At 47.1% G+C, this 14,138-nt stretch carries 11 protein-coding genes; 6 read left to right on the forward strand and 5 right to left on the reverse strand.

Annotated elements, in window-relative coordinates:
• Window positions 1-68: 68 nt before the first annotated feature.
• Together ACYVBJ_RS01950 and ACYVBJ_RS01955 are read left to right on the forward strand one after the other, a co-directional pair.
• Complete coding sequence (locus ACYVBJ_RS01950; RefSeq protein WP_460980615.1) at window positions 69-2,018, forward strand: sialate O-acetylesterase; 1,950 nt, start codon at window positions 69-71, stop codon at window positions 2,016-2,018.
• Window positions 2,019-2,042: 24 nt separating this feature from the next.
• A complete protein-coding gene (locus tag ACYVBJ_RS01955) occupies window positions 2,043-3,206 on the forward strand; it encodes a glycoside hydrolase family 26 protein (RefSeq protein ID WP_460980616.1) in 1,164 nt (387 codons plus the stop codon).
• An 80-nt stretch (window positions 3,207-3,286) separates the two neighbouring features.
• On the opposite strand, the gene ACYVBJ_RS01960 is transcribed toward ACYVBJ_RS01955, so the two are convergent.
• The 4 genes from ACYVBJ_RS01960 to ACYVBJ_RS01975 form a co-directional block, all read right to left on the reverse strand.
• Window positions 3,287-3,934 (reverse strand): hypothetical protein, encoded by a 648-nt coding sequence (locus tag ACYVBJ_RS01960; protein ID WP_460980617.1) that lies wholly within the window; start codon window positions 3,932-3,934, stop codon window positions 3,287-3,289.
• An 11-nt stretch (window positions 3,935-3,945) separates the two neighbouring features.
• Complete coding sequence (gene hisA, locus ACYVBJ_RS01965; RefSeq protein ID WP_460980618.1) at window positions 3,946-4,668, reverse strand: 1-(5-phosphoribosyl)-5-[(5-phosphoribosylamino)methylideneamino]imidazole-4-carboxamide isomerase; 723 nt, start codon at window positions 4,666-4,668, stop codon at window positions 3,946-3,948.
• Window positions 4,669-4,737: 69 nt separating this feature from the next.
• Window positions 4,738-5,325, reverse strand: coding sequence for an imidazole glycerol phosphate synthase subunit HisH (gene hisH / locus ACYVBJ_RS01970; RefSeq protein ID WP_460980619.1), 588 nt, complete (start codon window positions 5,323-5,325; stop codon window positions 4,738-4,740).
• A gap of 176 nt (window positions 5,326-5,501) precedes the next feature.
• Window positions 5,502-6,428: a DUF72 domain-containing protein gene (locus tag ACYVBJ_RS01975; RefSeq protein WP_460980620.1), complete on the reverse strand. Its 927-nt coding sequence runs from the start codon at window positions 6,426-6,428 to the stop codon at window positions 5,502-5,504.
• Window positions 6,429-6,589: 161 nt separating this feature from the next.
• On the opposite strand from ACYVBJ_RS01975, the gene ACYVBJ_RS01980 reads away from it, so the two are divergent.
• Together ACYVBJ_RS01980 and ACYVBJ_RS01985 are read left to right on the forward strand one after the other, a co-directional pair.
• On the forward strand, window positions 6,590-9,283 hold the full coding sequence (locus ACYVBJ_RS01980) for a valine--tRNA ligase (protein WP_460980621.1): 2,694 nt from the start codon (window positions 6,590-6,592) through the stop codon (window positions 9,281-9,283).
• A 142-nt stretch (window positions 9,284-9,425) separates the two neighbouring features.
• Window positions 9,426-9,944: a D-glycero-alpha-D-manno-heptose-1,7-bisphosphate 7-phosphatase gene (locus ACYVBJ_RS01985; RefSeq protein WP_460980622.1), complete on the forward strand. Its 519-nt coding sequence runs from the start codon at window positions 9,426-9,428 to the stop codon at window positions 9,942-9,944.
• 332 nt (window positions 9,945-10,276) lie between these two features.
• Here the strand turns inward: ACYVBJ_RS01985 and ACYVBJ_RS01990 are convergent, their stop codons facing one another.
• Window positions 10,277-11,761 carry a type III PLP-dependent enzyme domain-containing protein gene (locus tag ACYVBJ_RS01990; protein ID WP_460980623.1) on the reverse strand — a complete coding sequence of 495 codons (1,485 nt, stop codon included), beginning with the start codon at window positions 11,759-11,761 and terminating at the stop codon, window positions 10,277-10,279.
• Between the two features lie 279 nt (window positions 11,762-12,040).
• Here ACYVBJ_RS01990 and ACYVBJ_RS01995 point away from each other — a divergent pair, with 279 nt between their 5' ends.
• Window positions 12,041-13,408, forward strand: coding sequence for a UDP-N-acetylmuramate--L-alanine ligase (locus ACYVBJ_RS01995; RefSeq protein WP_460980624.1), 1,368 nt, complete (start codon window positions 12,041-12,043; stop codon window positions 13,406-13,408).
• A 17-nt stretch (window positions 13,409-13,425) separates the two neighbouring features.
• Complete coding sequence (locus tag ACYVBJ_RS02000) at window positions 13,426-13,989, forward strand: LOG family protein (protein ID WP_460980625.1); 564 nt, start codon at window positions 13,426-13,428, stop codon at window positions 13,987-13,989.
• The last annotated feature ends 149 nt before the right edge of the window (window positions 13,990-14,138 follow it).

Here is a 14,138-nt window from a genome sequence, read left to right on the forward strand (position 1 = left end):
CCTTATACTGACTCTCCTACCCCCTTTTAACAGTATCAATAGTTTACTTAGTCCGACTATTTTCTTTCATGAAGCGGTTTCTCCTTTTTGCGTTCTTTCTTATCAGTTCAGCAGCCGTTGGTCAGGTTCGATTTGCCCGTATTTTCTCGGATCATGTTGTCTTGCAGCGTCAGCAGCCAATTCCCGTGTGGGGGTGGGCTAAACCGAAAGAATCCGTTCAAGTGTCATTGGCTGGGCAAATGCAACAGGCGAAAGCCGATGCCGACGGCAAATGGATGGTTCGGTTTTCGCCCCTCGAAGCGGGTGGCCCTCATCAACTAACCGTTCGGGCCAAATCGGGAGGAACGGCTATCAATGACGTGTTGATTGGTGAAGTGTGGCTTTGCTCGGGTCAGTCGAACATGGAGTGGCCCGTTAAGCAAGCTGACAATTTCCAGGCAGAAAAGAAGAACGCCAATTTTCCACAGATTCGGCATATCCGGGTTGAACACGAACTGGCGCTTACGCCACAAGCAGACCTGAAAACCGCCGACTGGAACGTATGCTCGCCCGAAACCGTCGGCGACTTTACGGCTATCGGCTTTTTCTTCGCCCGTGAACTGACTCAGAAGCTGAATATTCCGATTGGGCTTGTTCATTCATCCTGGGGCGGTTCGCAGGCAGAAGGCTGGATCAGCAAAGAAGGCATGTTGAGCAACGATGAACTTAGGACTTATGCACAACATCTTCCAACTACTTGGCAGCAGGCCGATAGTCTTGTTGATGCCAATCTTCGCAAAGAGTTACTAGGCACGACTACCCTGAATCCTACGCCCGCTGACGAGCGGAAATACCTGGACGCCAATTACGATTTCTCCACTTGGAAAAAAGCCGATCCGTTTGGTCAGTGGGACTGGAAAGACATGCACGGGTTTCGGGGACAAGGTTATATAACCAGGCGCGTTGAGATTCCGGGGGATATGGTTGCCGGTCAGACAACATTAAGCTTAGCCGAGAATGATAGCCCTAATCAAGTTTACATCAACGGAAAGTTAGTGTTCGAAGGCACGATGAAAGGCGTACGAAAGATCGACGTACCAGCGAATACCTGGAAAGCAGGGCAGAATCGACTCATCGTCAAAATGGGCAATATGATCAATCCATCCTGGTATGGTTTAGGTCTGATGGGTTTCGCTAACGATCTGTACGTAGCTGACAAATCGCAACGTATCAGTTTGGCGGATAATTGGCAGATGATGCCAGCTTTCGCAGAGAAGCATGAGTACACGCGCTTCATGAACAATGTGGGCGTCAGCATCTACAACGCTATGATTGCCCCACTCGTGCCGTTTGCGATGCGTGGCGTTCTTTGGTATCAGGGCGAAACTAACGCGGGCCGCTCCTACCAATATCGGCAAACATTTCCCTTGCTGATAAACGACTGGCGTCAAAAGTGGAATCGTGAATTTCCATTCTACTTCGTGCAGCTGTCCAGCTTCGGCGCTAACCAGAGCAGCAACCAGGGCAGCGGTTGGGCTGAGTTACGGGAAGCCCAAACGATGACCCTGAGTTTGCCTGAAACAGCGATGGCCGTAACGATTGATGTTGGCAATCCCAAGGACATTCACCCGACAAACAAGCAGGATGTTGGTCACCGACTGGCGGTTAATGCCCTGAAATTAAATTACGGGCAGAACATAAATTACAGTTCACCGCTGTATGAATCGGTTCAGTTTGACGGAGGACGCGCCATTGTTACGTTTAAACACGTTGCCAACGGGTTGACTGTAAAGGATAAATACGGCTATCTGAAGGGATTTGAAATTGCGGGCGAGGACAAAGTCTTTCATTACGCTCAGGCCACCATTCAAGGCAACCGCGTCGTGGTATCCCACCCCGATGTACCGAAACCAGTAACTGTACGCTACGCCTGGGCAGACGCCCCCGAAGATGCCAACCTGGTCAACTCAGAGGGCTTTCCCGCCAGCCCGTTCCGGACAGATTCATGGCCAGCGGTCACCCGAAATGCGAAGTTTTAATAGCCTCAAGTTAACTTATCTGTAATGAATACCAGTTTTTCGGCTCTCATGTCGATGAGCCTATTACTATGCCTGTCTGCTACAGAAATAGGCCAGGCAGCGCCAAAGCCAAAGTTAATTGACGCCAACGCCACCAAAGAAACAAAGGCGCTTTTCCAAAATCTAAACAAACTAGCTCGCAAACACATCCTTTTTGGGCATCAGCATGCTACTGAGTACGGCCACGGCTGGAGTGGCGAAGCGGACCGCTCTGACGTAAAATCGGTAAGCGGATCGCATCCGGCTGTGATAGGGGTAGATTTTAGCGACTTATCAGGTCGACCACCCGAAGCTATTGAGCGTACGAAAGAGTCATTACGTAAACAGATTGCCAATACGTACGATCGGGGTGGCGTAACGACTGTAGCCTGGCACTTTTCAAATCCGGTAACGCCACAAACCGGTTTTTACTGGAAAGATTCGGTGTCTGCTCCGGCCGTATCGAATCTTATTCCGGGCGGTTCGCATCATCAGCAATACAAGGCGATTCTGCAAACGCTGGCAAGTCTGGCTACGTCCGTAAAAGGCAAAGATGGTAAGTTAGTACCAATGGTGTTTCGACCGTATCATGAGTTCGACGGCGGCTGGTTCTGGTGGGGCAAACCGCATTGCAGCCGCGATGAATTCGTTTCACTCTGGCGGTTCACCGTTTCTTACTTACGGGATAGCTTGCAGGTACACAACTTTATTTACGCCTTCTCGCCCGACTGCCTGTTCAAAAGCGAAGCTGATTATCTGGACCGTTATCCGGGCGATGAATGGGTAGACATGGTCGGCGTCGACAATTACGCTGATTTTGGCCGTAATGGCCGCTATGATCTGACAGCGGGTGTCGCTAAGCTCAAGATCGTTTCGGACTATGCACGGAAAGCCCGAAAACTGGCGGCCTTCACCGAAACGGGCCTTGAATCAATTCCAGATACGACCTGGTGGACAAATACGTTGCTAAAAGCCCTGAAAACCGAAAAGGTACAACTCGCATACGTACTGGTCTGGCGAAATGATGTACGTAGCCCGACGCACTATTACGCACCCTATCCAGGACAGGCCAGCGTACCGGATTTCTTGCAATTTTATCAGGACCCATACACCTTATTTGAAAGCGACTTGCCGAACCTGTATCGACGTAAGAAATTGCTTCTTTTTTAGTTAACCTTCATGAAAAACGTAGCCGGGCCCGATTTGCGGTAAATCGGGCCCGGCTACGTTTTTAAGCTATCTCAATCACTTTATCTTGTAAAAAGTTGGGCTATGTCATTCAGAATAGCGACAACCTTGCTTAACTCCACAATTTCAGGTCTGTATTTGATATAGATGTATGGATTGCCGTATTCATAATCATGGTATCTATTTTGTCCAAACACCTGAAAATAATACCCCTCGCCGTCCCCTATAATTACTTGTTTACTCCTTCGGATTTTTGCCTTTACGCTAACCGTACCGTCCGCTTCAATCACATTCCAGGCGGAATCTGGTTGAGGGCTTGGAAACAGCTGATCGTGCAGTGCTGCCATATCTGGCAACGTCAACATATCGTGCTCTACGAGTTTTTGCCAAAGTTCCATTGTAGCGGGTCTTACGGACTTACGCTCCGTCGCCTGTTTGAACTCGTATTTATTCCACCAGATACTATACTTAGAAACGGTTAATTTCTCCCGTCGTTTGACCAGCCGGTAAAGCGTCTGCGCGTCTCCGTACGCCAATGACTGTTTGTTCCAGATACGCACTTCATAATCGTTCTCTTTTAACCTTAGCTTTTTGATTCGCATCTCATCCGACAGTTTTTGAAAACGGCGCTGCTGGGTTGAATCAGCCGAAGCGCCCAGACAGCAGGTCGATACCAATAAAGCCAGGAATAGAACGAAAAGGCGACTCATAACAAGTTCAGTTATTGAGTAGAAAAAAGACTTAGCTCTTTCAGGGTTACCCGCCCCTCATAAATCGCTTTACCGACGATAACGCCAAACACATCCATGTCGGCCAGCGTCTCAATATCCTGCATACCACTGACTCCTCCGCTGGCAATAATATTTAAGTTAGGAAACTGATCCTGAAGATTCCGGTACAGATCGAACGATGGCCCCTGTAGCAAACCATCTTTAGCTACGTCGGTGCTGATTACGTATTTAATGCCTTTTTCAATCCACTTCTCAACAAAGTCATACACCCATACATCTGTCCCTTCTTCCCAACCACTAACCGCAATCTTTTCGTTTTTGGCGTCGGCTCCTAAAATGATGGCTTCTGAGCCATGCCGGGACAGCCACCGCTCCAGTACGTCAGGCTGCTTGACGGCAATGCTACCGCCTGTCACTTGCTTTGCGCCACATTCAAACACTACCCGTAGGTCATCGTCAGATTGAACCCCTCCGCCAAAATCGATGTGCAAGCTCGTTTTTGACGCGATCAGCTCTAGCACCTTCCAGTTAATAACACGCTTCTCTTTAGCGCCGTCAAGGTCTACCAGGTGCAAACGCGTCAGGCCAGCGTCTTCAAACTGCTGAGCTACCTCAAGCGGACGAGCATTGTATTCTTTCTTCTGGCGATAGTCGCCCTGGGTCAGGCGAACAGCTTTACCGTCAATTAAGTCAATTGCGGGAATGATATGCATTAGTTGGAAGGAGAGAAGACGTTAGACAAAATAGTGGGTTATGAAACGCGGTGGAAATAAAAAGTTGCGTTATAACTTTAAAAAATTCTCAAGTATCCGCTGCCCGATATTACCGCTGATTTCGGCGTGAAATTGAGCCGCATAGAAGTTATCGCGGTGTAGCATGGCACTGAACGGCCGAACGTAATCACACACGGCCATTGTTTCCGGGCACACATCAGCCGCGTAGCTGTGCACAAAATACACATACGCGTTCTCCAGCAAACCTTCCGTCAGTGGCCCTTGTAGCGAGTGAATACTATTCCAGCCGGTGTGCGGTACCTTATAATCGGACTGGGCCGGGAAACGCCGAACATCAATGTCGAAGATGCCCATGCAGGATGTGTCGTTCTCTTCCGAATGGCGGCACATCAGCTGCATACCGACGCAGGTGCCTAATACCGGCTGCTTCAGCGATGGAATAAGCTTATCTAAACCGCGCTGTCGCAAATAGGCCATGGCGGTACTGGCTTCCCCTACACCCGGAAAGATAACCTTATCAGCGGATCGAATCTCAGCCTCGTCGTCGGTGAGCAGATAACTGGCCCCTACCCGATCCAGGGCGTACATGACCGACTGAACGTTACCCGCGTTGTATTTAACGATTACAGTTTTCATAAAGCGAAAGCCCGGCTCATTAGCAGAACCGGGCTTTGTATAATGTGATGAGGAAAATCTCTCTTAACTCACAAAAACGAGCATACTGTTCTGCCGCGCTACCGCTCAGAATGATGATGCCAAAACGTTGTGATCTGATTAATCATAGAACAAAAATAAGCGCTTCTGGCTGGATATCAAAACAAACTACCCTGCACGACTTTGGGCTGTAAAACCGGTTCGCGCAGGTTTAAACCGCAGTGCTTATTCAATTCCTTCACCCAATACAAGATCAACTCGGGTGCCGTATCATTCTCGGCTCCACCGTGGATAAACAAATACGCTGTTTGTAATCCTTTCTCAAACCAGGTTTTCAGACGCTGAATCCAGGCATCGGTACGACTGTAATCTGTCGGATGGCCATCGTTCGCAATGAACCGTAACGTCAGAACCGGACTGCTTAAGCCCATGTGCAATACGTCCCGTCGGCCCGCTACGTCTGTAATTACTACGTGCCGGTGCAACGTATTGAGCCGTTCGAGCGTCTGCTGCCAGACAGGTCCGCCGTCGCGAGTAGTTTTACTAAACCAGTCAGGATGACGAAACTCAACCGCTACGTCCAGCTCATCGGGCAGCATCTTGAGGTAGGCTTCCAGCACAGGCCACTTTTCGGGACTGAAAGACGGAGGCAATTGCAGAAACGACATACCCAGGTGTTCCTCCAGGCTCAAGATGGCATTTACAAATTCCTCCGTTAAGCTTTCAGTGGCTACGAGCTGCCGTTCGTGGCTGATTACCTGCGGAAACTTCGGACAATACGTAAAGCCCGGTGTAGCTTCTGTTTTCCACTTCTCAATCATGCCGAGCGTCGGAATTTGATAGTGGGTGGTATTTAGCTCGATCGTGTTAAACTGACGGGTATAGTAGTGTAAAAAATCACGCTCTCTCGCGTTAGACGGATACACTTTACCAACGTAGTCTTTATTCGCCCAGATCGGGCCACCAATGAAAACACCAGGCCGGGTCGTTGGCTCTACATTCGCCCATATCCGGGCGTTGAACGCGTGACCGGGCGGCAGGTTCAAATTTATAGCGTCGAGATTATGTATTTTTCCGAATTCCATAAACGTCTCAATGAAGTGTAGCGGTAAAACGGCTAAAGACCGGCTTTCGTTTTTTCGGCCTACTCAATTTAGCTAATTTTGCGTTTCCTTCTGTAATACAGGCTCTTTTTGCCAGCTCAATTTAAAATCTGACTTATAGGAAGCCTGATTCCAACTGCTTTATGATTTCAAAAACATACAACCCGAAAGACATTGAAGAAAAGTGGTATCAATATTGGCTTGATAACCAACTTTTTAAATCGACACCCGATGAGCGTGAGCCATACACCATCGTTATTCCTCCGCCGAACGTAACGGGGGTATTGCACATGGGGCACATGCTCAACAATACCATCCAGGACGTGCTCATTCGCAAAGCCCGGATGGAAGGCAAAAACGCGTGCTGGGTGCCCGGCACGGACCATGCCAGCATCGCGACTGAAGCTAAAGTAGTGGCCATGTTGAAAGAACGCGGCATCAATAAGCATGACCTGACGCGGGAGCAGTTTTTGGAATACGCCTGGGAATGGACGCATAAGTACGGGGGCATTATTCTCTCGCAGCTTCGCAAGCTGGGCGCTTCCTGCGATTGGGACCGGACCCGCTTCACCATGGAGCCAGCGCTTTATGACTCGGTGATCGACGTATTCGTTGACCTGTATGAGAAAGGGAAAATCTACCGGGGAGTCCGGATGGTTAACTGGGACCCGCAAGGTCTCACGGCCGTATCGGATGAGGAGGTAATTACGAAAGAAGTTCAGCAGAAACTGGTCTATATCCAATACGCGATTGCGGGACAGGCCGGTGAATACATTACCATCGCTACGGTACGTCCAGAAACCATTATGGCCGATGCTGCCATTGCCGTTAATCCGAACGATGAGCGATATAAGCACTTACACGGCAAAAAAGCGATTATTCCGCTGATTAACCGCGAGATTCCCATTATTACTGACGAATACGTAACGATGGACTTCGGTACGGGCGGGTTAAAGGTTACACCCGCGCACGATCCAAATGACTATGCGCTGGGGATTAACCACAACCTACCTGTTCTGGACATTCTGAACGACGATGGTACGCTTAATGAGAAAGCGCAGATTCTGGTCAGCCAGGATCGTTTCGCGGCCCGGAAAGCGATTATCAAACTACTGGAAGAATCAGGTAACCTGGTTAAGACCGAAGAGTATAAATCGAACGTCGGTACCTCCGAACGGACGGGAGCGGTTATTGAGCCAAAGCTATCGTTGCAGTGGTTCCTGAAAATGGACGAACTATCGAAGCCTGCGTTCGAGAACGTAATGAACGATACGGTTCAACTGCATCCGGCCAAGTTCAAGAATATGTACCGGTCCTGGATGGAGAATCCGCACGATTGGTGCATTAGCCGCCAACTCTGGTGGGGCCAGCGCATTCCGGCTTTCTATCTTCAGGATGGTACATACGTAGTAGCGCGTAACAAGCACGAAGCACTGGAGAAAGTACAGCATGAGCGGCTGCTTTTTGCCATGACGGAAGCCGACTTAATCCAGGATGAAGACGTACTGGATACGTGGTTCTCGTCGTGGCTCTGGCCAATGTCGGTCTTCAAGCCTTCTGGCGATCCCAACGACCCAAAGGCTGGACCAAATGATGTTGATTATTATTATCCAACCAACACGCTCGTAACGGGATTCGACATTATTTTCTTCTGGGTAGCCCGCATGATTATTGCCGGCTACGAGTACAAAGGCGAGCGCCCGTTCAAAGACGTGTACTTCACGGGTATGGTTCGTGATAAGCTGGGTCGTAAGATGTCGAAGCAGTTGGGTAACTCACCCGATCCGCTTGATCTAATCGACCAGTACGGTGCCGATGGTGTCCGGACGGGTATGTTGTTCAGCTCAGCGGCCGGTAACGACCTACTATTCGATGAAAAGCTGGTTGAGCAGGGTCGTAACTTCAGCAATAAGATCTGGAACGCGTTCCGGTTAGTGAAAGGCTGGACAGTTAGCGATAAAGTAACCGTAGACCGAGTATATGACCGGTTAACAAATGGTTATCCAGATAGTAACTCATTAGCCATAAGCTGGTTTGAATCGAAGCTCAGCACAACGCTGGTTGAGATAGAAGACCTCTTCAGTAAGTTTCGCATTTCAGAGGCTTTGCAGGCAATTTACAAGCTTATCTGGGATGACTTCTGCTCACAGTATCTTGAATTGATTAAGCCTGCCTATGACGCGGAAAAGGCGGCTTCCCAGCCTATCGACCGCGAAACGTATGAAGCTACTATAAATCTCTTTGAACGGTTGATGTGTTTGACGCATCCGTTCATGCCGTTCATTACCGAAGAGATTTGGCAGGAAATCCGCGAACGGCAAGACGGATCAAGTATCTGCGTTGCTCCGTTCCCACAGCCTGATGCTGTCGATACTCAAAGGCTAACCGACTTTGACGTGCTGTTTGATATTGTCACGAATGTGCGAAACATACGTAACGCGAAGCAGATTTCGCCCAAGATTTCGTTGCCATTGGCAATAAAGACGACCTCGCCCGAACGCTTTCAGACCCTGGAGCAGCTGATTTGCAAAATGGCTAACGTATCTGCCATCAGCTACGTCGATGAAAAAGCGGAGGGCATATCCTTTCTGATTAAAGGTGATGAGTTGTTTGTTAACATACTCGGTGAAATTGATATTGAACAGGAAATCATCAATACTCGTAAGGAATTGGATTATAATAGTGGGTTTCGGGATTCGACGTTGAAAAAATTGTCGAACGAAAAGTTTGTTGCTAATGCCAAGCCTGACGTGGTTGACCGTGAACGCCAGAAGCTAGCGGATGCAGAAGCTAAGATTCAGGCCCTGGAGCAGCGATTACGAGATTTGACAGCTTGATCATACATGGGAACAAAAAAAGCCTTTTCAGGAAGCTTTTTTGTTCCCATTCTGTAAATTTAACATACATTTATAACGTAAAACTTCAAATAAATAATAGAATAAGCGTATTATTGCCGTGTTATCAGCCATACCTCCATCAATGAATAAATGCATTTTTCTGGACCGAGATGGTGTCTTAAATGAAGATAGGACAGATTATGTCTACCGGATTGAAGACTTTATTATTCCAGAGGGAGTTCCGGAGGCATTACGTTTATTAAAAGAAGCAGGCTTTTTATTGATCGTAGTCACGAATCAAGCCGGAATAGCGAAGGGTTTGTACACGCGCGATGACGTAATGGCCTGTTATAACTACTTGCAGGAACAATGCGGGCATATTATTGACGACATCTATTACAGCCCTCATCACCCAAACTACGATAGTGAATCTCTGACCCGCAAGCCTGGTTCGCTCCTGTTGGAAAAAGCGATGGCTAAATATAAGATCATACCCAATAAGTCCTGGATGATCGGCGATGCGTTACGTGACATGCAGGCCGGTCGACGGGTGGGGGTTCGAACCGTTCGCATAACCGATGAAGATGCACTCGGCCCTGAATGTGATGGCTGTGCGCCCAACCTACTTGAAGCATCACGGTTTGTGCTTGAATCTGTATAAAACAAATCACCCGAAACAAACGTACCATTGCTTCGGGTGATTTATAAAATGTCTTTCCCTACACGCGTACCTGCGTCGGCGCAGGTTTTTGTACGCTCCCGTAGGCCGGACAATTTGCTCTTCGGGCGCATGATCCCAGCGATAACGTCGCCAGCACAGTACCAATAATCAGTAACTTTTTCATGAATCTATTCTTCTGTTTGCGTTCGTGATCGCGTCAGACTACTAAGTAAACGAGTATAGTAGTTAGTTCTTATACCCATTTAATAAAACAGTGTGAGCGTGCTTAGTTGCTTCGTCGTAAACACGCTCATCACCGAAAACATAGTATTTTAATTCTCTTCTTTCAGCAACTCGGCTTCCTCCTCACGCTCTTCAGCCGCTTCGGTTGCCTCTAACTCCGTCATGCCGGGCTCGGCACCGCCATAGCCAAGAATCTTGAGCATTACCTCACTATTTTGCTCAGGTGCAAATAATCGGGTGCGCAGGTTGCCTTCATCATCTTTATCTACAATTACGTGCTGCGGAGCAGGAATCAAACAATGCTGGATTCCTCCGTAACCGCCCAGCGATTCCTGATACGCACCCGTGTGGAATAAACCGATATACTGATCTTCTGCATCCTGATCGAAAATTGGCAGGTATAAATCCGCACTGTGCGCTTCGGTATTATAGAAATCATGCGAGTCGCAGGTCAACCCACCCAGGTTTACTTTCTGATAAGGGTTATCCCAGTTGTTGACCGACAACATGATGTATTTCTGACCCATCCCCCACGAATCCGGAATCTGGGTAATAAACGAGCCATCGATCATGTACCAAAGCTCTTTGTCGTTTTGCAGCTTCTGGTCAATCACTTTATAAATAACCGCACCACTTTCACCAACCGTGTACGAGCCAAACTCGGTAAAGATATGTGGCACAGGTACGTTATTCTTGTTACAGATCCACTGTATACTCTCCACAATCTGGTCGACCATGGCCTGGTAATCGTACGTGAACTGGAACGACGTCTGAATCGGTAATCCACCGCCAATGTCGATAGAATCCAGATCTGGGCACATCTTCCGGAGTTCACAGTATTTGTACATGAACCGGCTTAATTCACTCCAATAGTACGCGCTGTCTTTGATCCCGGTATTAATAAAGAAGTGCAGCATTTTCAGTTTGAACTTCTCATTGCTCGCAATCTTACTCCGGTATAGCTCATTGACATCACTATAGCGAATGCCCAAACGCGACGTATAGAACGCGAAGTTTGGCTCTTCATCCGTTGCAATTCGAATGCCAAAATTTACGGTATCCGCCGTAATTGAATTCTCATACGCTTCGATCTCCTTTAGGTTATCGAGCACAGGAATACAATTTGTGTATCCGTCATTAATCAGCTCACTGATATACTGAGTATACAGCGGACGCTTATAGCCATTGCAGATGATATATGTACTCTTCGAAATCTTACCGAGTTTATAAAGCTCCCGCAAAATGGGAATGTCGTAGGCTGAAGACGTTTCGAGGTGAATATTGTTCTTAAGCGCTTCTTCGAGCACAAACCGGAAATGAGATGACTTCGTGCAGTAACAGTACGTATAGTTGCCCTTGTAATTATAGCGCTTCATGGCATTCTTGAACAGCAACTTAGCATGTTCAATATGCTCCGTGATTTTGGGTAAGTACGTAAGCTTTAAGGGTGTACCGTATTGTTTGACAATGTCCATCAGCGGGACATTATTGAACATCAATTCGTTGTTCTCTACGTTGAACTCCCGCGTTGGAAACTCAAACGTCTGGTCAATGAGGTCATAATATGTCTTCATCCCTAGGTTTTATGCATAAAATAAGCGGTCCGCTCCGGTCTACTTTACCGGCCATTGCGGTTAGTGGTTTTAAAAACAGGCGCGAATTTGACGTTAAAATCTGGTCTTTCCAAGTCTAGTTTATCTGCAAAATAGTTAACGAAAAAGGGGGGAGTTTGATTCGGTTGTTTTACAAATTTAACACGGTCAATCTATGGAATGAGACCATGAAATCAGGTTCGTCCGCCAAACCGAAAAGAAGCTGTACTTTTACTATCCGAATAAATGTAAATGTAACGAATGCCCCAGTCCATCCACTTCATTTCCATCGGCGGTAGTGTTATGCACGACTTAGCCCTGGTGCTTCAACGTCAAGGATATACGATTACTGGTTCTGATGACAAAATATACGAGCCCTCGCGAACCCGTTTAAACGAGCAAGGTCTGTTGCCTAACAGCATGGGCTGGTTTCCTGAAAAAATTCACTCGGGCTTAAACGGAGTTATCGTAGGCATGCATGCCCGAAAAGACAATCCAGAGCTTGTTCGGGCGCAGGAGTTAGGGTTACCAATTTTTTCATATCCAGAATACATCTATCAACAAAGCCAGCAGAAGCAACGTGTCGTTATTGCGGGAAGTCATGGAAAAACAACCATTACATCCATGATTTTGCACGTATTAAAATACCACAACCGTCAATTCGATTACCTTGTCGGCGAACAGTTAAGTGGCTTTGATACGATGGTACAGTTGACCAGCGATGCTCCAATAATTATTATAGAAGGTGATGAATACGCATCATCTCCGATTGATAATCGTCCTAAATTTCTGCATTATTATCCTCATATTGCCCTCATAAGTGGCATCGCTTGGGATCACGTCAATATTTATCCAACCTGGGATGAATACGTCGATCAGTTTGAATCCCTGGCAGAAGCAATGCCCAAAGCAGGAATCCTTACTTTCGATGAGACCGACAATATGTTGGATGTTATTGGCCAAAAAGAACGTACTGATATAACTAAAATACCTTATGAGGCCCATGCGAGTCAGATCATTGACGAACAAACGTATTTAGTAACCAAGCAAGGCAAGAAAATACCAGTATCAGTCTTCGGTGAGCATAACATGAAAAATGTGGCGGGAGCAATGACCGTGTGTGACCGCATTGGCATTACCGAAGATCAATTTTACCTAGCTATACCAAGTTTTGCCGGAGTGCCCCGGCGATTAGAAAAAATTGCTGAAAATGGAAATCGTATCCTGTTCTGGGATTTTGCTCACGCCCCTTCAAAGGTCGAAGCAACTACGGAAGCTGTAAAGCACCAATTTCCAAATCGCAAACTGTTAGCGGCTGTAGAACTTCAAGGATATAGCCATCTAACTAAATCTTTCTTAGAGCAATATAAAGGATGTTTAGATACAGCCGATATTAGGGTTGTTTATTTCAACTCCCATACAGCCTTAACTCAAAATTCTAAGCATAGTATTGTGTATGAGATCCGGAGTGCTTTTGACAACCCGCAATTGAACGTTTTTACGGAAACCAACGAGCTACAATCCTATCTCAATCAGCAACGTAGTGCCGCAGAGATTTTTCTACTCATGGGTTCAGGCACATTCGGCGACCTAGACATAAATACTCTTGCCAACCAACTCATTTATTAATTAAATATTAGTTACTAGTGGCTACTCAAAGCATCGTTGTTTACTGCGCATCTAGCTCAGGAAATAACCCAATATATAAAAGCATCGCCTTCGAATTAGGTCAAAAAATGGCTTGCCGAAACATTCGATTAATTTATGGAGGTGGTGGTTTCGGCCTGATGGGCGTCGTTGCTAATGCTGTATTACAGTATGGCGGTGAAGTAACGGGCGTAATCCCGAATTTCTTAGCTGATCTGGAAGTTGCTCATAACACCCTCACTGAACTACATTTCGTAGAGACTATGCACGAACGGAAGTTCAAAATGGTTCAATTAGCTAAGGGGGTTATTGCCTTACCTGGTGGATATGGTACGTTAGATGAGTTATTTGAGATATTGGCTTGGCGCCAACTCAAATTATATAATGGACCAATAGCCATTATTAATCCAAATGGCTTTTACGATCTTATCTTACAACAATTAGACCGCATGGTCGTAGATGGCTTTCTAAAAGCTGAGAACAGAGCATTGCTTTTAGTCGCAAATTCAATCGATGAAGCTTTAACGCAAATAGAAGATTATTGGGCTACGCTGCACGAATAACCTAAACTCTATACACAGCGCTTAACGACTTCAGTCTTCTTCATAAAACCCTATAAACGGCGATAGCCCACCCCTTCCGGGATGGGCTATCGCCTTTACAATGACACCAGGTGGCACCTTCCTACTCTCCCGCTTGTGACAGCAGTACC

It is taken from the genome of Spirosoma fluminis (assembly GCF_054778895.1).

Bases quoted from the DNA above. Each gene is read 5' to 3' on its own strand.
- ACYVBJ_RS01980 (WP_460980621.1), top strand. From the start codon at position 6,590: ATGATTTCAAAAACATACAACCCGAAAGACATTGAAGAAAAGTGGTAT.
- ACYVBJ_RS01985 (WP_460980622.1), top strand. From the start codon at position 9,426: ATGAATAAATGCATTTTTCTGGACCGAGATGGTGTCTTAAATGAAGAT.
- ACYVBJ_RS01950 (WP_460980615.1), top strand. From the start codon at position 69: ATGAAGCGGTTTCTCCTTTTTGCGTTCTTTCTTATCAGTTCAGCAGCC.
- ACYVBJ_RS01990 (WP_460980623.1), bottom strand. From the start codon at position 11,761: ATGAAGACATATTATGACCTCATTGACCAGACGTTTGAGTTTCCAACG.
- ACYVBJ_RS01995 (WP_460980624.1), top strand. From the start codon at position 12,041: ATGCCCCAGTCCATCCACTTCATTTCCATCGGCGGTAGTGTTATGCAC.
- ACYVBJ_RS01955 (WP_460980616.1), top strand. From the start codon at position 2,043: ATGAATACCAGTTTTTCGGCTCTCATGTCGATGAGCCTATTACTATGC.
- hisH (WP_460980619.1), bottom strand. From the start codon at position 5,325: ATGAAAACTGTAATCGTTAAATACAACGCGGGTAACGTTCAGTCGGTC.
- ACYVBJ_RS01975 (WP_460980620.1), bottom strand. From the start codon at position 6,428: ATGGAATTCGGAAAAATACATAATCTCGACGCTATAAATTTGAACCTG.
- ACYVBJ_RS01960 (WP_460980617.1), bottom strand. From the start codon at position 3,934: ATGAGTCGCCTTTTCGTTCTATTCCTGGCTTTATTGGTATCGACCTGC.
- hisA (WP_460980618.1), bottom strand. From the start codon at position 4,668: ATGCATATCATTCCCGCAATTGACTTAATTGACGGTAAAGCTGTTCGC.